Source organism: Pandoraea pneumonica, from assembly GCF_902459645.1.
GTDB classification, from domain to species: domain Bacteria; phylum Pseudomonadota; class Gammaproteobacteria; order Burkholderiales; family Burkholderiaceae; genus Pandoraea; species Pandoraea pneumonica.
In genome coordinates this window covers 1268826-1290133 of record NZ_CABPSK010000001.1, presented here as the reverse complement: position 1 = coordinate 1290133, position 21308 = coordinate 1268826, and the positions used below count along the sequence as shown (strand labels likewise).

Below are 21308 nucleotides of genomic sequence, written 5' to 3'. Positions count from 1 at the left end.
GTCGGGCGCCCGGTCGCCCTCGGTCTTTGACCGATATTGTTGTCGGGATAAAGATTTCGGCAAAACAAGTTGTGCGCACGGCTTTATAACACGAAAATATGCCGATGCGTTATGCCACCGGCACCTTCAGGCATGCCTGAAACGGTGTGGTTCACCAGGCTTCACATCCCGTCGCGCGAAATCGCACCAATTCGCATCGGGCGTGTCAATGCCATGTGTTTGAACCCGTGCCCGCGCCGGTTCTGAAACGGTGTCCCGGTGGCGCTTCTCTTCTGTTCTCAATCCTGCCATGCCTCGTCCGATCAAAGTCTCGATTCATACCGCAGCGCTTGCCCATAATCTCGATGTCGCCCGTCGCCACGCCCCCAACGCCAAGGTTTGGGCCGTGGTCAAGGCCAATGCCTATGGGCATGGCATTGAAAATGCCTATCCCGGATTGCGCGATGCCGACGGTTTCGGCTTGCTCGATCTCGAAGAAGCCGTGCGCGTGCGCGAACTCGGCTGGGCTGGTCCGATCTTGCTGCTCGAAGGGTTCTTCACGCCGTCCGATCTGGCCATCGTCGACAAATACGGTCTGACGACCACCGTGCATAGCGACGACCAGTTGCGCATGCTCGAGACCACGCGTCTGACCAAACCGCTCAACGTGCAACTGAAGATGAACTCGGGCATGAACCGTCTGGGTTTCTCGCCCGAGCGTTATCGCGCGGCGTGGGAGCGTGCACGTGCCATTCCGGGGGTGAGTCAGATCGTCTTGATGACGCACTTTTCGGACGCCGACGGTCCGCGCGGCATCGAACACCAGATGGAAGCGTTCGAGCGTGGTGCCCGCGATGTGCCCGGTGAGCGCAGTCTCGCCAACTCGGCCGCCACGCTTTTCCATCCGCAGACGCACGCTGCATGGGTGCGCCCCGGCATCATGTTGTACGGCTCGTCGCCGAAGGGGCTGGAAGTCCCGGCATCGGAACTGGGTTTGCAACCGACCATGACGCTCGAATCGGAGCTGATCGGCATTCAGGAAGTGCCTGCGGGCGGCACCGTGGGTTACGGCAGCCTCTTCACGGCAGATGCGCCGATGCGCGTGGGCACGGTCGCTTGCGGTTACGCCGACGGCTATCCGCGCGTGGCCCCGTCGGGCACGCCGGTGCTCGTGGACGGCGTACGTACGCGTATCGTTGGCCGCGTCTCGATGGACATGCTGGCCGTCGACCTGACGCCAGTGCCGCAAGCGCGCGTCGGTACCACGGTAACGCTGTGGGGCCGCGGCCTTGGCATCGACGAGGTGGCGGCGTCGGCTGGCACACTCGGCTACGAGTTGATGTGTGCCGTGGCGCGCCGCGTGCCGGTGCACGCGAACTGAGCGAGCGCATGGCGAAACCCAAGACTGTCTATATCTGTACCGAATGCGGTGGCCAGAGCCCGAAGTGGGCTGGCCAGTGCCCGAACTGCAATGGCTGGAATACGCTGGTCGAATCCGTGCCGGAGACGACGAGCGGCCACCGTTATCAATCGCTCGCTAAGAGCACGCCGATTCGCAAGCTCGCGGAAATCGAAGCGTCCGACGTACCGCGTTTTTCCAGCGGCGTGAGTGAGTTCGACCGTGTGCTCGGCGGCGGGCTGGTGGCCGGTGGTGTGGTGCTGATCGGCGGCGACCCGGGTATCGGCAAGTCGACGCTGTTGCTGCAATCGCTGGCGCACTTGTCGCGCGAGCGTCGCGCACTCTACGTGAGCGGCGAAGAATCGGGGGCGCAAATCGCGTTGCGCGCGCAGCGTCTTGGATTGGGCGCGGCGGGCGAGGGCGGCGGTGGCGGCGATCTCGATTTGCTCGCCGAGATTCAGTTGGAAAAGATTCTAGGTGCCATCGAGTCGGAAAAGCCCGACGTCGTTGTCATCGACTCGATCCAGACGGTCTATTCCGAGGCGCTTAGCTCGGCACCCGGTTCTGTTGCGCAGGTCCGCGAGTGTGCCGCACAACTGACACGCTGTGCCAAGCAGAGTGGCGTGACCGTGATCATGGTCGGTCACGTGACGAAAGAAGGCAGTCTTGCTGGGCCGCGTGTGCTTGAGCACATTGTCGATACCGTGCTGTATTTCGAAGGCGACACGCATTCATCGTATCGGCTGGTGCGCGCGTTCAAGAACCGCTTCGGTGCCGTGAACGAGCTTGGTGTGTTCGCGATGACGGAGAAGGGGTTGCGCGGTGTCGCCAACCCGTCGGCCTTGTTCTTGTCGCAACACGAACAAACCGTGCCCGGTTCGTGCGTGCTCGTGACGCAAGAAGGCACGCGGCCGCTGTTGGTCGAAGTGCAGGCGCTGGTCGATACGGCGCAGGTGCCGAACCCGCGTCGTCTCGCGGTGGGGTTGGAGCAGAACCGGCTGGCGATGTTGCTCGCTGTGATGCACCGTCACGCGGGCATTGCGTGCTTCGACCAGGACGTGTTCCTGAACGCCGTGGGTGGCGTGAAGATTACCGAACCGGCGGCCGATTTGGCCGTGTTGCTCGCGATTCATTCGTCGCTGCGTAACAAGCCGTTGCCGCGCGGCATCGTCGCGTTTGGCGAAGTGGGGCTGGCGGGCGAGATCCGGCCGAGTCCGCGCGGACAAGACCGTTTGAAGGAAGCCGCCAAGCTCGGTTTCTCGATTGCGATTATTCCGAAGGCCAACGCGCCCAAGCAACCGATCGACGGTCTCGAAGTGCACGCCGTGGATCGGCTGGAGCAGGCGATTTCCGTTGTGGCGGGGTTGTGAGCCGAAGGGTTTCGGTGACGCGTCGATTCCGGTGTTGGATTGGTATTCAGCAGTATTGAGCCGGTAGGCACCGGCGTTAATCGTGGTTGATGCAGTGCCGATTCACGCCGCCGAGCGAGCATTGAAAAGGCCCGATCAGTTTTCACTGATCGGGCCTTTTTCGTTACTGCGCCTTCGTGGGCAGTCCGCCTCTCGTCATCAGACGATCTGCTCCATCGCTTCTTGCGCCTCTAGCCATTCGGCTTCGATATCGGAGAGCTTTGCCGTGACCTCGACTTGTTGCTTGAGGCTCTCGGTGAGCAGTGCCTTGTTGGCGTCTTCATAGGTGCTGCTGTCGGCGAGGATAGCGTCGAGCCGGGCTTTCTCATCCGAAAGCTTGGCCATGGACTGCTCCAACTTCTCGATCTTGCGTTGCAACGGCTTGCGCAGTTGCGACAGCCGCTGCCGTTCTTGCGCTTCGGCGCGCTTCTGGTCCTTGCGGTTCACGCCGTTGTCGTCGGTGTCGGCGGTCTCGCGTGCAGCCGTACGTTGATCGGCGGCGTGTTGCAGCAGCCAGTCGCGGTAGTCGTCCAGATCACCGTCGAACGGCTTGACTTCGCCACCTGCCACCAGCAGGAACTGATCGGTCGTCGCACGCAGCAGGTGCCGATCGTGCGAGACGAGAATCAGCGTGCCGTCGAACTGGGCCAGCGCCATCGTAAGCGCGTGACGCGTTTCGAGATCCAAGTGGTTCGTCGGTTCGTCGAGCAGCAACAGATTCGGCTTCTGCCAGATGATAAGCGCGAGTGCGAGGCGCGCCTTCTCGCCGCCGGAGAACGGCGCAATCGACGACGTTGCCATCTCCCCACGGAAGTTGAAGCCGCCGAGAAAGTCGCGCAGTTCTTGCTCGCGTGTGTCGGGCGCGAGCCGCTGCAAGTGCTGCAACGGCGAATCGTCGTGACGCAACGTCTCGACCTGATGCTGCGCGAAGTAGCCGATCTGCAAGCCCTTGCCGGTCTTCACATCGCCCGCGAGCGCCGCGAGTGTGCCCGCCAGCGTCTTAATCAGCGTCGACTTACCTTGTCCGTTCGCGCCGAGCAGGCCGATGCGTTGCTCGTTCTGCACCGACATCGTCACGTGCGGCAGGATGACCTTCTCACTGCCGTCTTCGAGGTGATAGCCGCAGCGCACGGACTCGAGCACTAGCATCGGGTTCGGGGCGCTGTCGGCCGAGCGGAATTCGAACGTGAACGGCGACGCCACGTGCGCGGGCGCGATGCGCTCCATTTTCTCGAGCGCCTTCATGCGGCTTTGCGCCTGACGTGCCTTGGTCGCCTTGGCCTTGAAGCGCGTGATGAACGATTCGAGGTGAGCGATCGTCTTCTGCTGCTTTTCGAACGCGTTCTGTTGCAGCGCAAGTTGCTGGCCGCGCGTGATTTCGAACTGGCTGTAGTTGCCGCCGTAACGCTTGATCTGCTGATTCTCGATATGGAGCGTGACGTTACAGACTTCGTCGAGGAATTCGCGATCGTGCGAGATCACGACGAGCGTGCCCGGGTAGCGCTTGAGCCAATCTTCGAGCCAGACGATGGCGTCGAGGTCCAAGTGGTTCGTCGGTTCGTCGAGCAGCAGCAGGTCGGACGGGCACATGAGCGCCTGTGCCAAATTCAAGCGCATGCGCCAGCCGCCGGAGAAGCTGGCGACGGGGAGTTGCGTCTGCGCGAGCGTGAAACCTAAGCCGAGCAGCAGCGCTTCGCCGCGTGCCGGGGCGGTATAGCCGTCGGCGTCGGCAAACGCGGTGTGCGCTTCGGCCTGTGCGTGGCCGTCGTGGGCGGCTTCGGCCTTTGCAATGCGGGCTTCGATATCGCGCAAGCGCGTGTCGCCGTCGAGTACGTAGTCGAGCGCGGTGCGATCAACGGCGGGCGTTTCCTGCATCACGTGCGCGATGCGCCACGCTCCCGGGATGAAGACGTCCCCGCCATCGGCGTGCAGTTGGCCGCGCAGCAGGGCGAACAGGGTCGACTTACCCGCGCCGTTAGCCCCGACGAGGCCGACGCGCTCGCCCGGATTGAGCGTGACGGAGATGTCTTCGAAAAGCTGCTTGGTGCCGCGCGCGAGGGTGAGGTGTTCGAATCGGATCACAGCGAAAGGGGAGGCGAAATCTGGAAAAAGGGCGAAAAACGTGGCAAGTGACGCCGAGTCAGGCGCAACAAAGCCGCCATTTTACCGGGTGTGGCGAGTGCGCGGCATTTGTTGGGGGATTTGTTGGCGGATTTGGGGGGATCCGAGGCGGATTTGCGGCTGAATCTACCGTACGCATCGGATGATGCCGTCGGCTCGTGAGACAGCGGGAAGGTCGCTGGCCTGACGCGCCACGCTACCTGTCAACGTTGTCAGGTGACGTCCCCATATCGCGGGCGCATGCTCTGGCCGTGACATCGGTAAGCAAGCGACTCGTTCGGAGGCTGTGATGACGGAAAAACAAAATTCTGGCGAGTTGGTCGTCAACGGTGACTTCGCGACGGGTGACTTTACGGGCTGGGTGCACGGGAGCAATGCGTACATGTCTGTCGTGCCGCAGGAGGGCGGGCATGTCGCTGTGCTAATGCCAGTTCCCTATGACACCAGAATTCACCTGCAACAGTTGGTCGTTCGTGAGCGATCGGATGGCGATTACGTCGTCGGATTCTGGCTCCGCACGTCGGACGAGCGCGGCAACGCTGTGCCGGGCGTGACACGTCGGGCGTTTGTGCATTTCTGGGTGCACCCGCGCGACCATTTGGGAGAAGGAATCTTTTACCCTTTTTACGCCGTGGCGACGTCCTCTTGGATCAAACACACATGGCGATTTTCGATTACGGGGCGGCGGAATCAGGACTTCGAAATCACTTTCCAAAATGAGCGAAAGGCGCCCGTCGGTGCGCTGGCAAAGCCCGCCGGTCGCGAGGGCTATCAAACGGTGATCGTGCCGGAAGCGGGCGGCGGCGCGAGCCGCCTAAACGACGAACCCGACGTTGACGATTGCCCGTTCGCCATTCGCGACGTAACGCTTTTCAAAGCTTAGCGCTGCGTACTCAAGCCGACTCCGTATGCCGACAGACAACACCTCGGGCAACTGATCGATCGCGAGCGCTCGGATGGGGAGTACGTCTTCGGGTTCTGGCTTCGGACGTCCGACGCGAACGGCAACGCAGTGCCGGGAGTGACGCGCATCGTGAACGTCCTGCTGTGGATCCATCCATTTGACGGTTTGGGCGACGGCCGGGTCCTCATCGTGCCGTCTGTTGCCACGTCCACTTGGGTGAAGCACGCGTACCGGTTCTCGATCGAGGGGCGGAAGAATCAGCAGTTCGAACTCGTTTTCCAGAACGAAGCGAAACGCCCACCCGATGCCGCATCGGTATCGCATGCCGCTCGGGAGGGCTACAAAAACATGGCGTTCGAGCGTGAAGGCCCTGAACCGGCAATTCCGCGGGACAAAGACGACGGCGACTCCCCGGTGGCTTTGCGCGATGTGTCGATCGTCAAAGTGGCCCGTTAGGCCGTCAAAGGATCGGGGCAAAGAGACGCGCCACTCGCATGACAATCTGACGCCATTTCGGAATCTTCCGGAAATCGTCTTTGTCGAGCAGCGTCGCTTGCTCGAAGTCGTGCGTGAGCATATAGGCGACGTCGTCGGCAAAGCCCCGATCCACTGTGAGCAGCATGATTTCGAAGTTCAGCCGGAACGAGCGGTTGTCGAGATTGGCGCTGCCCACGGCTGCCGCGCTGTCGTCGATAAGCACGACCTTCTGATGAATAAAGCCTTGGTGGTAGCGATAGACGTTGATACCGCTGCGCGCGGCTTCGAACGCATATGACGTCGTCGCCTCGAACACCACCCGGTGATCGGCGCGGTCGGGAATCAGAATGCGCACATCGACGCCACGCAACACCGCGAGCCGCAGCGCCGAGAACACCGCCTCGTCCGGGACGAAGTAGGGCGTCGTGAGCCAAACGCGATGCTGGGCGGCGTTGATCAATGTCACGAAGAACAGCGACGACGTTTCCAAGCGGTCGGCTGGCCCGCTCGGCACCACCTGACAGTGCATGTCTTCGCCAGAGGCGGCAGGCTGCCGATGGAGCTCCGGCACGTTGCCGGTACTCCAGTGCCAGTCTTCGGCAAATGCGCGCTGAATGCCGACGACCGCCGGGCCGCGCACCGAAATGTGCGTGTCCCGCCACGGTGCCAGCGGCGGCTTCTCGCCGAGATATTCCACGCCGACGTTGTGCCCGCCGATGAACGCTTCGTTGCCGTCGATCACCACGATCTTGCGGTGATTGCGGAAGTTCAACTGGAATCGGTTCACGAAGATGCCGCGCTTGGCGGCGGCAAACTCGTGCACTTCCACGCCGCCGCTGCGCAGCTTCTCGCAATAGCTGCGCGGCAGATCGTGACTGCCGATACGGTCGTAGAGGAAATAGACTTTGACGCCGGTCGCGGCGCGGGCGAGCAATCGGGCGGCGAGGGCGCGTCCGAGGGCATCGTCCTTCACGATGAAGAACTGCACGATCACGTAATCGCGCGCGCGGTCGATGGCGGCGAAGATGGCGTCGAATGTGGCGCGTCCGTTGACCAGCAGCCGCACGCGATTGCCCGCAACAAACGACATGCCGGTGATGGAGGTTAGCGCGCGATATTCCGGATGCGCCTCGACGGCCACCGGAGGCTCGCCGGTGCGCTCAGTCTCGCCCATGCGCGACTGCAACACTTCATTGCGTGCACGGCGCGCTTCGACATAGCCGATGAACTTCGAGCGGCCGAGAAACAGATAGGGGATCAGCGTGAGGTACGGCATCGTCACGAGCGAGACCGCCCATGCCACGGCACCCTGCGAGGTGCGTACCGTCAGAACGGCGTGAATGGCTGCCATCACGCCGAGTGCATGCAGACAGGCGACGGCAAAGCCGACATCGAGCCAATTGAACGTCATGACCGACTGCCTTCCTCCAAACCGGGAGTCGCGCGGACTCGGGAACCCGAGTGTACCCGGGCCGCGCGATCTTGGCGATTTAGGGCAGGTCAGCCGCCTGCACGAGGAACACCATGTCGTCACCCGCGCTCGTGGCGAGCCAGGTCATCGGCAGGTCGGGGAAGGCCGCTTCGACGAAGTGGCGCTCGTTGCCAATTTCAACGACAAGCACGCCATCGTCCGTCAGATGCTCGCGCGCCCCGGCGATGATGCGGCGAACCACATCCATGCCGTCGTCGCCGCCAGCCAGCGCAAGACGCGGCTCGTGGAGATACTCGGCGGGCAGCACCTGCATCGACCCTTCGTTGACGTAGGGCGGGTTGGTCAGGATGACTTCGTAACGCTTGCCCTTCGGCAGCGGCGCGTAGAGATCGCCCAGATGCAACGCGATGCGGTCATCGAGTGCGTAATCGGCGACATTGATCTTCGCGACGTCGACGGCATCGGGGGAAATATCGACAGCGTCGATCTGCGCAGCAGGGAACGTTTCGGCGGCCAGAATCGCGAGGCAGCCGGAGCCGGTGCACAACTCCAGGACATCGTTCACGTCTTCGGCGTGGTTCACCCACGGTTGCAACGCGTCTTCGAGCAGTTCGCCGACGAACGAGCGCGGCACGATGACACGCTCATCGACATAAAAACGATGCCCGTGCATCCACGCTTCGTTCGTGATGTACGACGCGGGAACGCGCTCACCGGCACGGCGGTTGATCACCGACAGCGCGCGTTCGATTTCTTCGGGCAGCAGGCGTGCGTCGAGGAACGGATCGAGCGTGTCGATGGGCAGATGCAGCGTGTGCAGCAGCAAATACGCTGCTTCGTCGTAAGCCGTGGCGGTGCCATGACCGAAGGCCAGTTCGGCCTCGGTGAAACGCGACACGGCGTAGCGCAGCAAATCGCGCAGGGTCTTGAACGGATGGGGGGCCGCGTGGGCGGCAGGTTGGGTGCTCATGGCGAGGCTCCGATAACGTCAGGCAACCAAACGCGCCAGCACACCACGATAGATGTTCTTGAGCGGTTCGATGTCGGCCACGGCAATGTGTTCGTCAATCTTGTGAATGCTGGCGTTGCACGGCCCGAACTCGATCACTTGCGGGCAAATGCGCGCGATGAATCGGCCGTCGGACGTGCCGCCCGTCGTCGAGAGCTCGGTGTCGAGTCCCGTCTCTTCGCGAATGGCGCCCGCGAGCGCGTCGGACAGGTCGCCACGCGGCGTGAGGAACGGCTGGCCGCTGATCGACCAATCGATCGTGTACGTCAGGCCGTGACGGTCGAGCAATTCGTGCACGCGCTTTTGCAGCCCATCGGACGTGCTGGCCGTCGAGAACCGGAAGTTGAACATCACCATCAGCTCGCCCGGAATCACGTTCGTGGCACCGGTGCCTGCGTGGATGTTCGAAATCTGCCAGGTGGTCGGCGGGAAGTACTCGTTGCCGTTGTCCCAAACGGTCTCGGTCAGCTCGGCCAGCGCCGGGGCAAACAGATGCGTAGGGTTCTTGGCCAGGTGCGGGTAGGCAATGTGACCCTGCACGCCCTTGACGATCAACTTGCCAGACATCGAACCACGACGGCCGTTCTTGACCATATCGCCGAGCTTCTGGCTCGACGTCGGCTCACCGACCACGCAGTAGTCCAGACGCTCGCCACGGGCTTGCAAGGCTTCGACGACCTTGATGGTGCCGTCGGTGGCCGGGCCTTCTTCGTCGCTCGTCAGCAGAAAGCCGATAGCGCCGGCGTGGTCCGGATGTTGGGCGACAAACTCTTCCGAAGCGACCACGAACGCGGCGAGCGAGGTCTTCATGTCGGCCGCGCCGCGCCCGTACAGCATGCCATCGCGATGCGTTGGGGCGAACGGGTCCGAATGCCATTGCTCGACCGGGCCGGTCGGCACCACGTCGGTGTGGCCAGCGAACACGAGCAGCTTGCCGTCGGTGCCGCGCGTGCCGCGTTTGACGGCCCACAGGTTCGTCACGCCGTTCGATGCGATGGTCTCGCACGCGAACCCGATCGCTTCGAGGCGGCGCGCCAGAATGCTTTGGCAGTCGCGGTCTTCGGGCGTCACCGAGTGACGGGCGATCAGTTGCTCGGTAAGCGCCAGCGTGGCGCCTTGGAAGGAAGTCATGAAATCAGAATCGTGAAGCGTAACTGTCGGGCGTGAAGCCCACTGAAACCTTGCCGTCGGCCACCAGCACGGGGCGTTTGATGAGCGACGGGTTTTCGATCATCAGCGCGCGGGCCGCCGGTTCTTCGGCGGCCGCGGCCTGTTGCTCCGGCGTGAGCTTGCGCCACGTCGTACCTTTGCGGTTGAGCAACGTGGCGAGCGGCACCTGGGCCAGCCAAGTGCCGAGCAGTGCGTCGGACACGCCCGCCTTCTTGAAGTCGTGAAAGTTGTACGCCACGTCATGCTCGTCGAGCCACGTGCGCGCTTTTTTCACGGTATCGCAGTTGGGAATGCCGTACAGCACTGCCGTCATCGCCTGAAACTCCTGATATCGATATCGCCTGCAAGGCAATCGGAAACCGACTTGCCTCGCAGGTGAGGGGGCTTACTCGCCGCGCAGCAAGTCGTTGATGGCGGTCTTGGCACGCGTTTGTGCGTCGACCTTCTTCACGATCACAGCGCAGTACAGGCTGTACTTGCCATCCTTCGAGGGCAGGTTGCCCGGCACGACGACCGAGCCGGCCGGCACGCGGCCATAATGCACTTCACCCGTTTCGCGGTCGTAAATCTTGGTCGATTGACCCAGATACACGCCCATCGAGATGACCGAGTTCTCTTCGACGATCACGCCTTCGACCACTTCCGAGCGCGCGCCGATGAAGCAGTTGTCTTCGATGATGACCGGGTTGGCTTGCAGCGGCTCGAGCACGCCGCCGATGCCGACACCGCCCGACAGGTGAACGTTCTTGCCGATCTGGGCGCACGAACCGACGGTGGCCCACGTGTCGACCATCGTGCCTTCGTCGACGTACGCGCCGATGTTGGTGTACGACGGCATCAGCACCACGTTCTTGCCGATGAACGAGCCACGGCGTGCAACCGCCGGCGGCACCACGCGGAAGCCGCCACGGGCGAAGTCTTCAGCGGTGTAGTTGGCGAACTTGCTCGGCACCTTGTCGTAGAACTGGCTGAAACCGCCCGCCGGCATCACGGCGTTGTCTTCCAGGCGGAACGACAGCAGCACGGCCTTCTTGATCCACTGGTTGACGATCCACTGGCCGTCTTGCTTCTGGGCCACGCGCAGGGCGCCCTTGTCCAGTTCGGCGATGACGTGAGCGACCGCCTCACGCACGTCGGCAGGTGCCGACTTGGCCGAAATCTCGGCACGGTTTTCCCAAGCTTGGTCGATGGTGGTTTGCAGTTGTTGCGACATGGCGAGAATGTGAAGCAAAAAAGGGATTAACGGGATTGGCTGAGCGATTGGCAGAACTGCACGATGCGCTGTGCGCCTTCGGTGCATTCATCCACATCGGCCACGAGGGCGATACGGACATAGTTCTCGGCCGGATTGGTGCCGTGCGCCGCGCGGCCCAGATACGACCCGGGCAGTACGGCGACATTGTATTGCGCCAGCAACTGGCGCGTGAATTCCGTGTCCGACAGGCCGGTTTTCTCGTCGACCTTGGCCCACAGGTAGAAACCGGCGTCCGGCAGGCGCACGTCGAGCACTTCAGCGAGCATCGGCGTGACCGTCTGGAACTTCTTCAGGTACTTGCTGCGGTTCAGGCGCACGTGCGCTTCGTCGTTCCACGCGGCAATGCTCGCCGCCTGCACTGCCGGGCTCATGGCACAGCCGTGATAGGTGCGGTACAGCAGGAATTTCTTGAGGATGGCAGCATCGCCCGCCACGAACCCCGAGCGCATGCCGGGCACGTTCGAGCGCTTCGACAGGCTGGAGAACACCACCAGACGCTCGAAACCTCGGCCCAGTTGGTGGGCCGCTGCCAGACCGCCCAGCGGCGCGCGCTCTTCGTCGAAATAGATCTCGGAGTAGCACTCGTCGGAGGCGATCACGAAACCGTACTGGTCCGAGAGTTCGAACAGACGCTTCCAGTCGGCCAAATTGAGCACGGCACCCGTCGGGTTGCCCGGCGAGCACAGATACACGAGCTGCACGTCGCGCCACACGTCCGCCGGGACGGCGTCGTAGTCGGGGGCGAAGTTGCGCGCCGGATCGCTGTCGGCGTAGTAGGGCGTAGCACCAGCGAGCAGCGTCGCACCCTCATAGATTTGATAGAAGGGGTTCGGGCACAGTACGCGGGCGCCGGGCTTGCTGCCGTCGACCACCGCCTGGGCAAACGAGAACAGGGCTTCGCGCGAGCCGGTGACCGGCAGCACTTCGGTGGCCGGGTTCACGTTCGGTAGCGCGTAGCGGCGCTCCAGCCAGGCGGCGATGGACGCGCGCAGCGGCTCGCCACCGGCCGTGGCCGGGTAGTTCGAGAGACCGCCCAGCCCTTCAATCAAGGCTTCCTTGATGAACTGCGGCGTGGGGTGCTTGGGCTCCCCGATGCCGAAGCTGATGGCCTTGTACGCGGCAGCGGGCGTGACATCGGCCACGAGCGCTTTCAGGCGTTCAAAGGGATAGGGCTGGAGCTTGTCGAGTAATGGGTTCACGAGAATTCAAACAGACTCAGGGCTAGGGCTCGCGAGGCGCTTTCGCGAGGTTTCGGCGCATCCGGTGCAGGATTCGTGCCGGGGGAACATCGGATGTTGACACGCGCGGCCCGGCAAAGGGTAGCGCGCCGGTGTATAGGCCACATCACACGAAGGGGTTCCCGGACGCGCCCAAGAATGGCAAGATCGGTAAAGCGAAAATTATACCGTCACGGCGCGCACAAAGCGCGAACCGCTGCGTAATTCAGCACACTCCGAGGCGCCAGTGGGGCAAGTCTGCGGAGTATCTCAGGTTTTTCAGGAGCATGTATGACCGTAGCCGGCAACGGCGCGCCAGGCCCGGACGCTTTGTCCGGCGCCACGCTGCGCGCGCGGGCGGCCCCCGTATTGGCCATCCTCATCGGTTCTTCCGTCTGGGGTCTCGCCTGGTTCCCTTACCGTGTTCTCGCCCAGTGGGGCGTCGCCGCCGTGCCGGCCCAAGCCTGCACGGCCACCATCGCTTTATTACTGCTTTCCCTGGTCTATCGCCGCTCGCTGGGCACGCTGCGCTGGTCGTGGCTGCTCGCGGGCGTGGCCTTTGCGGGCGGTCTCACCAATGTGGCTTTTGTCTGGGGCACCACGCACGGGCATGTCATGCGCGTGTTGCTGCTGTTCTATCTGACCCCCGTATGGACGGCGCTTTTTGCGAACTGGCTGCTCGGCGAGCGCGTCGGGCTGCGTGGTGCGGGCCTGATCGCCCTGGCGCTCGGCGGGGCGGGGCTGATGCTTTGGTCGCCGGAACTGGGCTGGCCGGTGCCCAATAACCCGGGCGAGTGGGCCGGGTTGGTCGCCGGGGCCGCGTTTGCGCTCAATAACGTGCTGTTGCGCCGGGTGAGTCTCGAACTGCCTGACGTCAAGCCGGAAATGCGTAGCTGGACCCTCTATTTGGGCTGCCTCACCGGCGGCCTGCTGGTGCTGCCGTTCGATGGGGGGATTCAGTCGGGTGCGGCGGCGCTCTCGGCGCTGACGTCCAGCCCGTCCGCCGCGGCAGTGGTGATTGCGCTGGGCTGCACCATTGCGATCTCCAACGTCATCGTGCAATTCGGTCTGGCGCGGGTGCCGGCCAATCAGGCGGCGCTCATCATGCTGTTCGAAATCGTGGTCGCGGCGATCTCGTCGTGGTGGCTGGCCAGCGAAGGGCTGGGCACGCGTGAAATCGTCGGCGGATTGTGCATCGTGGCCGCCGGAATCTTGTCCGGAATTTTGCCCGAATCGAAGCGTTGTAAATCCACGACGCCAGGGGATGCGATGGTATGATGCGTACCCATGTCATACCGGTGTGACGGGCGTCGCGAGAGTGTTAAGCGAAGCCTTCGCCCGGTGTGAGCGGCCCGCGCACGCCAGCGTGCGCGTGGCCCGACAGGACCAGCTAAGCGCGTCTGTGTCTTTCCCATCATTCAATGACCGATAAAGCGAACCTGCCGTGCGTCTGACTTCCATCAAACTCGCTGGCTTCAAATCCTTCGTCGACCCGACGAACTTCGCGGTTCCCGGCCAGTTGGTCGGGATCGTCGGCCCGAACGGGTGCGGCAAATCCAACATCATCGATGCCGTGCGCTGGGTGCTCGGCGAGTCGCGCGCCTCCGAGCTGCGCGGCGAATCGATGCAGGACGTGATTTTCAACGGATCGACCGCCCGCAAGCAGGCGAGCCGCGCCAGCGTCGAACTTGTGTTCGACAACAGCGCCGGGCGCGCCGCAGGGCAGTGGAGCCAGTACGCCGAAATCGCCGTCAAGCGCGTGCTCACGCGCGATGGCACCTCCAGCTACTACATCAACAACCTCCCGGCACGCCGCCGCGATATTCAGGACATCTTCCTCGGGACTGGCCTCGGGCCGCGCGCCTACGCCATCATCGGGCAGGGGATGATCTCGCGCATCATCGAGGCCAAGCCCGAAGAACTGCGCGTGTTCCTCGAAGAAGCCGCCGGGGTGTCGAAGTACAAGGAACGCCGCCGCGAGACCGAGAACCGCTTGCAAGATACACGCGAGAATCTGACGCGCGTGGAAGACATCCTGCGCGAACTCGGCACCAATCTCGAAAAGCTCGAATCGCAGGCGGTCGTCGCCAATCGATTCAAAGACTTGCATCGCGACGGCGAAGAGAAACAGCAATTGCTGTGGCTGCTGCGCAAGAACGAAGCGCAAAGCGAGCAAGAGCGCCAGCAACGCGCCATCGAATCGGCACAGGTCGATCTCGAAGCGCAAATGGCGCGGCTGCGTGGGTCGGAATCCGATCTCGAAACGCTGCGCGCCGCGCACTACACCGCCACCGACGCCGTGCAGGCTGCCCAGAGCGCCATGTACGAGGCGAACTCGGAAGTGAGCCGACTCGAAGCTGAGATTCGCTACGTCGTCGAGTCGCGCAATCGCGTGCAGGCGCAACTGGCGGCGCTCACTTCTCAGCGCGAACAGTGGCAGGCCCGCTCGTCGCAGTCGGAAGAAGCGCTGGCGCTGGCCGAAGAAGAACTCATCATTGCCGAAGAGCGCGCGGCGACGGCGCAGGATCAGGCCGCCGATCAGAACGACGCGCTCCCGGCACTCGAGAGCGGTTGGCGCGATGCGCAGAACCTGCTCAACGAACAGCGCAGCGAAATCGCGCAGGTCGAACAGAGCCTGAAGCTCGAAGCGGCGCATCAGCGCAACGCCGACCAAGCGTTGCAGCAGTTGCAGCAGCGTCAGGAGCGTTTGCAGGGTGAAGCACGCGGGCTCGATAAGCCCGACGAAGCCGAACTCGAGATGCAGCGCGGCGATCTGGCCGAACATCAGGCGATGCTCGAAGACGCACAGGCCGAGTTGGCCGAAGCGCAAGAGCGTTTGCCGCGTCTGGAAGCCGAGCGCAGCGAAGCGCAGGCGCGCGTGCAGTCCGAAGCCGCGACGATCGCGCAGTTGGAAGCCCGCCTCACGGCGCTCAAGCAACTGCAAGAAAGCGTGCAGACCGAAGGCAAGGTACAGCCGTGGCTCGACAAGCACGAGCTGGCGCAACTGCCGCGTCTGTGGAAAAAGCTGCATATCGAGCCGGGCTGGGAAAACGCGCTCGAATCGGTGCTGCGTGAGCGTCTGGCTGCGCTCGAAATCAGTAATCTCGACTGGGTCAAAGCCTTTGCGAGCGATGCGCCGCCGGCCAAGCTGGCGTTCTACTCGCCGCCGCCGGCCGCACGCCCGCTCGACGCGCCGGCATCGCTGCGGCCGTTGCTCTCGCTGCTGCGCATTGATGACCCGGGCCTGCGTGCCGTGTTGCAGGAGTGGCTGGGTCACGTCTTCGTTGCCGACGACCTGACGCAGGCAATGACGCTGCGCGCGCAATTGCCCGAAGGCACGTCGCTGGTCGTCAAGGCTGGCCATCAGGTCACGCGCGTTGGCGTGCAGTTGTACGCGGCAGATTCGGAACAAGCCGGTCTGCTTGCCCGTCAGCAAGAAATCGAAAACCTCGGCAAACAACTGCGTGCGCAGATCCTGCTCTCCGACGAAGCGAAATCGGCTGCCGTGCGCACCGAAGCCGCTTACAGTCAGGCCGCGCAGGCATTGACCGACGTGCGGGGCCGCGCCGAGCGCGCGACGCAGCGCGTGCATGCGTTGCAGCTCGACGTGCTCAAGCTCACGCAAGCCTACGAGCGCTTCAACGCGCGTAGCACGCAGATCGACGAAGAACTGCGTGAAATTGCGGCGCAGATCGAAGAGCAGCGTGCCCTGCGTGTCGAGTCGGAAGCCAATTTCGAACAGAACGACGCCCGTCTGGCCGAATTGCAGGCGACCTTCGAAGACGGTCAGCTCGAATTCGAATCGCTGGATAGCCAACTCTCCGACGCGCGCAATCGCGCCCGTGAGATGGAGCGTTTGGCGCAAGAGGCCGCGTTCGGTCAGAAGGGCATCGTCAATAAGATCGACGAGCATCGCCGCAGCATTCAGACGGCGCTGGAGCAGGCCGATCGTCTGGTGGTGTCGATCGAGCAGGCGCAGGCCGAACTCGCCCAAATTACCGAACAGACTGCCGAGAACGGCCTTCAAGACGCGCTGGAATTGCGCGCCGAAAAGGAAGAGATTCTGGGCGCCGCGCGCATCGAACTCGACGCGCTCACGCAGAAACTGCGCCAGAGCGATGAAGAGCGGCTCGCGGCCGAACGCGGCTTGCAGCCGTTGCGCGATCGCATCACCGAATTGCAGTTGAAGGAGCAGGCGGCGCGCCTGAACGGCGAGCAGTTCGTGGAGCAACTCGCGAACGCGGAAGTCGACGAGGAAGCGCTCTCGGCCAAGCTCACGCCGGATATGAAGGCGTCGTATCTGCAAGGCGAAGTCACGCGCATCAACAACGCGATCAACGCGCTGGGTCCGGTCAATATGGCCGCCTTGGAAGAGTTGGAAACGGCGCGCGAGCGCAAGGTTTTCCTCGACGCCCAGTCGGCCGACTTGAACGACGCCATCGAAACGCTCGAAGGCGCGATTCGCAAGATCGACGAAGAAACGCGTGTGCTGCTGCAAGGCACGTTCGACGAAGTGAACAAGCATTTCGGTGAACTGTTCCCAATGCTGTTCGGCGGCGGACAAGCCAAGCTCATCATGACCGGCGACGAAATTCTCGACGCTGGTGTGCAGGTGATGGCACAACCGCCGGGCAAGAAGAACTCCACGATTCACTTGCTGTCGGGTGGAGAGAAAGCGCTCACCGCCATTGCGCTCGTGTTCGGTATGTTCCAGTTGAACCCGGCGCCGTTCTGCTTGCTCGATGAGGTGGACGCACCGCTGGACGACGCGAATACCGAGCGTTACGCCAAGATGGTGGCGCGCATGTCCGACCGTACCCAATTCGTCTTTATTTCACACAACAAGATTGCGATGGAAATGGCCAATCAGCTCATCGGCGTCACCATGCAGGAACAAGGGGTGTCGCGGATTGTGGCGGTGGACATGGAATCCGCGATCAATCTGGCCGAATTAGCCTGACCCCATGCCCACGATGGAGAAGAGAGAGGAACGCCGCGCATGAATGAACTGCAGCTGAGCTTGATTGCCGCAGGGGTAGTGGTACTACTGGGGGTTGTGGCTTATAACGCGTGGCAGGGCAGCAAAGCCCGCCGGCGCATTCCGCGTCGCATGCCGGTCGACGGGGCGGGTATCGACGCCACGGCTGGCGTGCCCGATCCGGATGACGAGCGTCCGTTCATCGAACCGACGCTCTCGCCGCCACGCGTGCCGCAGTCCGGCGAACGCCGCGAACCCACGCTTGGGCCCGCCACGGCGGCCAGCACCTCGGTGCAAGACGCCTTTGCCATTAACGAAGACGCCTGGGATGCACCGCCCGCCGCACGCAAGCGTGCTGCGCAGGAGGCCGCACAACAGGCCGGCGAACCGGTCGAGCCGACGTTGGGTGCCGCGGCGGCAGTCGCCGATGTGCCGGTCGAAGCATCGGTCGATGTTTCGGCAGACGCAGTGGCGACGCACGCAGCCCAAGTTGAGGATGAACAACAAGCCGCGACCGCCAGCATGGTGGCGCGCGTGGACGCCGAACTGGCTGCCGACGACACCGTAGACGCTGCCGCCGCAGGGGCCGTCGCCGCTGCGGCAGGTGCCCAGGACGCCGCTGTACAGACGCCTCAAGCGCCTCAAGCGCCGCAAGCCGCGTCGGCGGCTGCCCCGGCGCCGAGCGCCCAGCAAGCGCCTGCCGAGGCGGCCGTTGCGACGCGTCCCGCTGTGCCGAGCGGTCCGCCGCCGGTGATCGACGAGCGCATCGATTGCATCGTCGAACTGCCGCTGGCGAACGTCATTGCCGCTGAACGCCTGATGCCGTTGACCGTGCGCATGCGCCGTGCCGGGGGCAAGCCGGTCAATATCGAAGGCCGTGCCGACGAACATTCGCCGTGGGAGCTCATCCGTACGGGCGGGCGCTATCACCAACTGCGCATGGCCGTGCAATTGGCCAATCGCGCGGGCCCGCTTAATGAAGTCGAGTTCTCCGAGTTCTCGAATCTGGTGCAGACGCTGGCGGACGCCGTCGATGCGTTGCCCGAACTGCCCGACATGATGGAGACGGTGGCACGCGGCCGCGAACTGGACAGCTTTGCTGCCCAGTGCGATGCGCAACTGTCGGTCAACGTCCTCTCGGACGGCGCGCCTTGGTCGGCCAACTACGTGCAGGCGGTGGCCACGCAAGACGGGTTGCTGCTCTCGCGCGACGGCATGCGCTTTGTGAAGCTCGATACGCGTCAGAATCCGGTGTTCATGCTGCAATTCGGCGACACCAATTTCCTGCGCGACGACTTGACGTACAAGGGCGGCGATTTGATCACCATGCTGCTCGATGTGCCGGTGGCCGATGAAGACTTGCTGCCGTTCCGTCTGATGTGCGATTACGCACGTTCCGTCGGTCAGCGCATTGGCGGGCGAGTGGTGGACGATCAACGCCGGCCGCTTTCCGATGCCGCACTGCAAAACGTCGACAAGCAGCTGCTCAAGCTTTATGAACGTCTCGAAGCGCGCGGGTTGCCGGCAGGCTCGCCGGTCACGCGCCGCCTGTTCAGCCAATAAGCCGGACGGGGTGTCCGGCTGGCTTGCTGATGTGGCGAGCCAGCGGGGCAGCCTCGCTGCCACTGGCTGAACAGCGCTTGCGGGCAATCGCGCAGCGCAGCATTCGATGCACGCCGCTCACCGTCGGGTGAACGGCGTTTTTTCTTCCCGTGGCTTCCTCGTGGTCGATGCCCGGACTTTCCCAGTTTTGCCGAACCTTCGAGCGCGCCAAGCCGGGCGCGTCGAAGGCATAATGTTCTGACTTCTCGAATCCCGAGTTCCCACGCATGTCCCAAACTTCTGCTCCGGGCCAGGGCGCGAGCGCCGCTACGGCCGCCAGCCCTGTGAATGTCGCCAATGCTGCCGAAGCAGCCGAGCGCGCCGCTGCACTGCGCGCCGAGTTGATGCGGCTCAACCGCGCCTATTACGAAGACGACGCCCCGATTGTTCCCGACGCTGAGTACGACCGCCTCTTCGGCGAACTCGTCGCGCTGGAAACCGCATTTCCCGATTTGCAGCGTCCCGACTCGCCCACACAGCGCGTGGGCGGCAAGGCCGTCGAGGGCTTCGCGCCGGTGGTGCATCGCGTGCCGATGCTCTCGCTGAATAACGGCTTTAGCGATGAAGATATCGAAGCGTTCGATCGCCGGGTAGCCGATGGTTTGCGCGCGCCCGGTGCTGCGCCTACGGGCGATTTGTTCGGTGATGGCGCCGAGCCGGTGGAATATGCGGCCGAACTGAAATTCGACGGTCTGGCGATTGCGCTGCGTTATGAACACGGCGTGCTCGTGCAAGCGGCCACGCGCGGTGACGGCACGACGGGTGAAGATGTCACGGCCAATATCCGCACGGTCAAGAAGATTCCGCTGAGTTTGTCCACCGATCACCCGCCGGAAGTGCTGGAAGTGCGTGGTGAGGTGCTGATGTTCCGCGCTGACTTCGACAAGCTTAATCGCGCACAGGAAGCGGCTGGCGAGAAGGTGTTCGTCAACCCGCGCAACGCGGCGGCTGGCAGCCTGCGTCAACTCGATTCGAAAATTACGGCGAAGCGGCCCTTGTCGTTCTTCGCTTATGGCGTCGGCGAGCTTGTGGGCGTGCCGATGCCCGAGACACATTCGGCGCTGCTCGACTGGTATGTCGACCTCGGTATCCCCGTCAACGACCGTCGCGAGGTCGTGCGCGGGGCGGCGGGGTTGCTGGCGTTCTACAAGGCCGTTGGCGAGACGCGCGAGTCGCTGCCTTACGACATCGATGGCGTGGTGTACAAGGTGAATCGCCGCGACGAACAAGATCGTCTGGGCTTCGTCTCCAGAGCACCGCGCTTCGCGCTCGCCCATAAATTCCCGGCACAAGAGGCGCTCACGACGCTGCTCGATATCGAGGTGCAAGTGGGGCGCACCGGCGCGATTACGCCCGTGGCACGTCTCGCCCCGGTGTTCGTCGGCGGCGCGACGGTGACCAACGCCACGCTGCACAACGAAGACGAAATTCGCCGCAAGGACGTGATGATCGGCGATACGGTCATCGTGCGACGCGCGGGCGATGTGATTCCCGAGGTGGTCGGCTCGGTAGTTGAGCGCCGTCCGGCGGACGCGCGTGCATTTGTCATGCCGACCGAATGTCCGGTGTGCGGTTCGGCCATCGAGAAGCTGCCCGACGAAGTCATCGCGCGCTGCACGGGCGGGCTGATTTGCGCGGCGCAACGTAAGCAGGCGTTGCTGCACTTCGCGCAGCGCCGTGCGCTCGACGTCGAAGGGCTGGGCGACAAGCTCGTCGAGCAATTGGTCGATCAGCAAATCATTCGCACCCCAGCCGATCTGTTCAAGCTCGGTGTGGCCAAACTCGCGGCGCTCGACCGGATGGCCGACAAGTCGGCGGCCAATCTGGTGGCGTCGCTGGAGAAGGCGCGGCATACGACGCTTGCCCGCTTCATCTTCGCGCTAGGTATTCGCCATGTGGGCGAGGCCACGGCGAAGGATCTGGCGCGTCATTTCGGCAAGCTCGATAACGTGATGGCGGCGAATGCCGAGGAACTGCTGGCCGTGCCGGACGTCGGACCGATTGTGGCCCAGTCCATCGCCAATTTTTTTGCCGAGCCGCATAATGTCGAAGTTATCGAACAATTGCGCGCGGCGGGCGTGACCTGGCCGGAGTCCGAACCGGCGGCGGTGGCTCCGTTGCCGCTGGCAGGCAAGACGTTCGTGCTCACGGGCACTTTGCCCACGCTCTCGCGCGACGAAGCGAAGGCGATGCTCGAAGAGAAGGGCGCGAAGGTGGCGGGTTCCGTCTCGGCGAAGACCGATTATCTGGTCGCGGGGGCGGAAGCCGGCAGCAAGCTGGCGAAAGCCGAGGCATTGGGAGTTCCGGTGCTCGATGAGGACGCTATGCGGACCATGTTGGCCGCGCTTTGATGTGA

At 63.3% G+C, this 21308-nt stretch carries 16 protein-coding genes; 8 read left to right on the top strand and 8 right to left on the bottom strand.

The window, feature by feature from the left end:
* Window positions 1-289 precede the first annotated feature (289 nt).
* Entirely contained in the window at window positions 290-1360 is a 1071-nt protein-coding gene (gene alr / locus PPN31114_RS05580) for an alanine racemase (protein ID WP_150678449.1), read from the top strand.
* Between the two features lie 8 nt (window positions 1361-1368).
* Window positions 1369-2748 (top strand): DNA repair protein RadA, encoded by a 1380-nt coding sequence (gene radA, locus PPN31114_RS05575; RefSeq protein WP_150678448.1) that lies wholly within the window; start codon window positions 1369-1371, stop codon window positions 2746-2748.
* A 198-nt stretch (window positions 2749-2946) separates the two neighbouring features.
* Here the strand turns inward: radA and PPN31114_RS05570 are convergent, their stop codons facing one another.
* Window positions 2947-4869: an ATP-binding cassette domain-containing protein gene (locus tag PPN31114_RS05570; RefSeq protein ID WP_150678447.1), complete on the bottom strand. Its 1923-nt coding sequence runs from the start codon at window positions 4867-4869 to the stop codon at window positions 2947-2949.
* 328 nt (window positions 4870-5197) lie between these two features.
* Between PPN31114_RS05570 and PPN31114_RS05565 the strand changes: the two genes are divergently transcribed.
* On the top strand, window positions 5198-5791 hold the full coding sequence (locus PPN31114_RS05565; RefSeq protein WP_150678446.1) for a hypothetical protein: 594 nt from the start codon (window positions 5198-5200) through the stop codon (window positions 5789-5791).
* 138 nt (window positions 5792-5929) lie between these two features.
* The gene (locus PPN31114_RS05560; RefSeq protein WP_150678445.1) at window positions 5930-6268 is read left to right on the top strand and encodes a hypothetical protein; all 339 of its coding nucleotides are present in this window, start codon (window positions 5930-5932) and stop codon (window positions 6266-6268) included.
* A gap of 4 nt (window positions 6269-6272) precedes the next feature.
* Here PPN31114_RS05560 and cls read toward each other — a convergent pair whose 3' ends face one another.
* The 6 genes from cls to dapC all read right to left on the bottom strand — a co-directional run bounded on the left by cls (window position 6273) and on the right by dapC (window position 12354).
* The gene (gene cls / locus PPN31114_RS05555; protein WP_150678444.1) at window positions 6273-7700 is read right to left on the bottom strand and encodes a cardiolipin synthase; all 1428 of its coding nucleotides are present in this window, start codon (window positions 7698-7700) and stop codon (window positions 6273-6275) included.
* Between the two features lie 79 nt (window positions 7701-7779).
* Window positions 7780-8691: a 50S ribosomal protein L3 N(5)-glutamine methyltransferase gene (gene prmB / locus PPN31114_RS05550; protein WP_150678443.1), complete on the bottom strand. Its 912-nt coding sequence runs from the start codon at window positions 8689-8691 to the stop codon at window positions 7780-7782.
* A gap of 18 nt (window positions 8692-8709) precedes the next feature.
* Window positions 8710-9861, bottom strand: a complete 1152-nt coding sequence (gene dapE / locus PPN31114_RS05545) for a succinyl-diaminopimelate desuccinylase (protein ID WP_150678442.1) — start codon at window positions 9859-9861, stop codon at window positions 8710-8712.
* A 4-nt stretch (window positions 9862-9865) separates the two neighbouring features.
* Window positions 9866-10213, bottom strand: coding sequence for an ArsC family reductase (locus PPN31114_RS05540; protein ID WP_150678441.1), 348 nt, complete (start codon window positions 10211-10213; stop codon window positions 9866-9868).
* Window positions 10214-10285: 72 nt separating this feature from the next.
* Window positions 10286-11113, bottom strand: a complete 828-nt coding sequence (gene dapD, locus PPN31114_RS05535; protein ID WP_150678440.1) for a 2,3,4,5-tetrahydropyridine-2,6-dicarboxylate N-succinyltransferase — start codon at window positions 11111-11113, stop codon at window positions 10286-10288.
* 26 nt (window positions 11114-11139) lie between these two features.
* Complete coding sequence (gene dapC / locus PPN31114_RS05530; protein ID WP_150678439.1) at window positions 11140-12354, bottom strand: succinyldiaminopimelate transaminase; 1215 nt, start codon at window positions 12352-12354, stop codon at window positions 11140-11142.
* A 309-nt stretch (window positions 12355-12663) separates the two neighbouring features.
* Between dapC and PPN31114_RS05525 the strand changes: the two genes are divergently transcribed.
* The 3 genes from PPN31114_RS05525 to PPN31114_RS05515 all read left to right on the top strand — a co-directional run bounded on the left by PPN31114_RS05525 (window position 12664) and on the right by PPN31114_RS05515 (window position 18913).
* Window positions 12664-13650, top strand: coding sequence for a DMT family transporter (locus PPN31114_RS05525; protein WP_150678438.1), 987 nt, complete (start codon window positions 12664-12666; stop codon window positions 13648-13650).
* A gap of 166 nt (window positions 13651-13816) precedes the next feature.
* The gene (gene smc, locus PPN31114_RS05520; RefSeq protein WP_150678437.1) at window positions 13817-17332 is read left to right on the top strand and encodes a chromosome segregation protein SMC; all 3516 of its coding nucleotides are present in this window, start codon (window positions 13817-13819) and stop codon (window positions 17330-17332) included.
* A 39-nt stretch (window positions 17333-17371) separates the two neighbouring features.
* Complete coding sequence (locus tag PPN31114_RS05515) at window positions 17372-18913, top strand: cell division protein ZipA C-terminal FtsZ-binding domain-containing protein (RefSeq protein ID WP_150678436.1); 1542 nt, start codon at window positions 17372-17374, stop codon at window positions 18911-18913.
* Here PPN31114_RS05515 and PPN31114_RS05510 read toward each other — a convergent pair.
* Window positions 18903-19181 carry a hypothetical protein gene (locus tag PPN31114_RS05510; protein WP_150678435.1) on the bottom strand — a complete coding sequence of 93 codons (279 nt, stop codon included), beginning with the start codon at window positions 19179-19181 and terminating at the stop codon, window positions 18903-18905. The genes PPN31114_RS05515 and PPN31114_RS05510 overlap by 11 nt on opposite strands.
* Here PPN31114_RS05510 and ligA point away from each other — a divergent pair.
* The gene (ligA, locus tag PPN31114_RS05505; RefSeq protein ID WP_246182406.1) at window positions 19180-21303 is read left to right on the top strand and encodes an NAD-dependent DNA ligase LigA; all 2124 of its coding nucleotides are present in this window, start codon (window positions 19180-19182) and stop codon (window positions 21301-21303) included. The genes PPN31114_RS05510 and ligA overlap by 2 nt on opposite strands.
* Window positions 21304-21308 lie beyond the last annotated feature (5 nt).

What these genes read in the sequence shown, in the direction of transcription:
- PPN31114_RS05540 (WP_150678441.1), bottom strand. Translation starts at nt 10,213, where the DNA reads ATGACGGCAGTGCTGTACGGCATTCCCAACTGCGATACCGTGAAAAAA.
- PPN31114_RS05565 (WP_150678446.1), top strand. Translation starts at nt 5,198, where the DNA reads ATGACGGAAAAACAAAATTCTGGCGAGTTGGTCGTCAACGGTGACTTC.
- ligA (WP_246182406.1), top strand. Translation starts at nt 19,180, where the DNA reads ATGTCCCAAACTTCTGCTCCGGGCCAGGGCGCGAGCGCCGCTACGGCC.
- radA (WP_150678448.1), top strand. Translation starts at nt 1,369, where the DNA reads ATGGCGAAACCCAAGACTGTCTATATCTGTACCGAATGCGGTGGCCAG.
- cls (WP_150678444.1), bottom strand. Translation starts at nt 7,700, where the DNA reads ATGACGTTCAATTGGCTCGATGTCGGCTTTGCCGTCGCCTGTCTGCAT.
- PPN31114_RS05525 (WP_150678438.1), top strand. Translation starts at nt 12,664, where the DNA reads ATGACCGTAGCCGGCAACGGCGCGCCAGGCCCGGACGCTTTGTCCGGC.
- PPN31114_RS05515 (WP_150678436.1), top strand. Translation starts at nt 17,372, where the DNA reads ATGAATGAACTGCAGCTGAGCTTGATTGCCGCAGGGGTAGTGGTACTA.
- PPN31114_RS05510 (WP_150678435.1), bottom strand. Translation starts at nt 19,181, where the DNA reads ATGCGTGGGAACTCGGGATTCGAGAAGTCAGAACATTATGCCTTCGAC.
- dapE (WP_150678442.1), bottom strand. Translation starts at nt 9,861, where the DNA reads ATGACTTCCTTCCAAGGCGCCACGCTGGCGCTTACCGAGCAACTGATC.
- alr (WP_150678449.1), top strand. Translation starts at nt 290, where the DNA reads ATGCCTCGTCCGATCAAAGTCTCGATTCATACCGCAGCGCTTGCCCAT.
- prmB (WP_150678443.1), bottom strand. Translation starts at nt 8,691, where the DNA reads ATGAGCACCCAACCTGCCGCCCACGCGGCCCCCCATCCGTTCAAGACC.
- dapD (WP_150678440.1), bottom strand. Translation starts at nt 11,113, where the DNA reads ATGTCGCAACAACTGCAAACCACCATCGACCAAGCTTGGGAAAACCGT.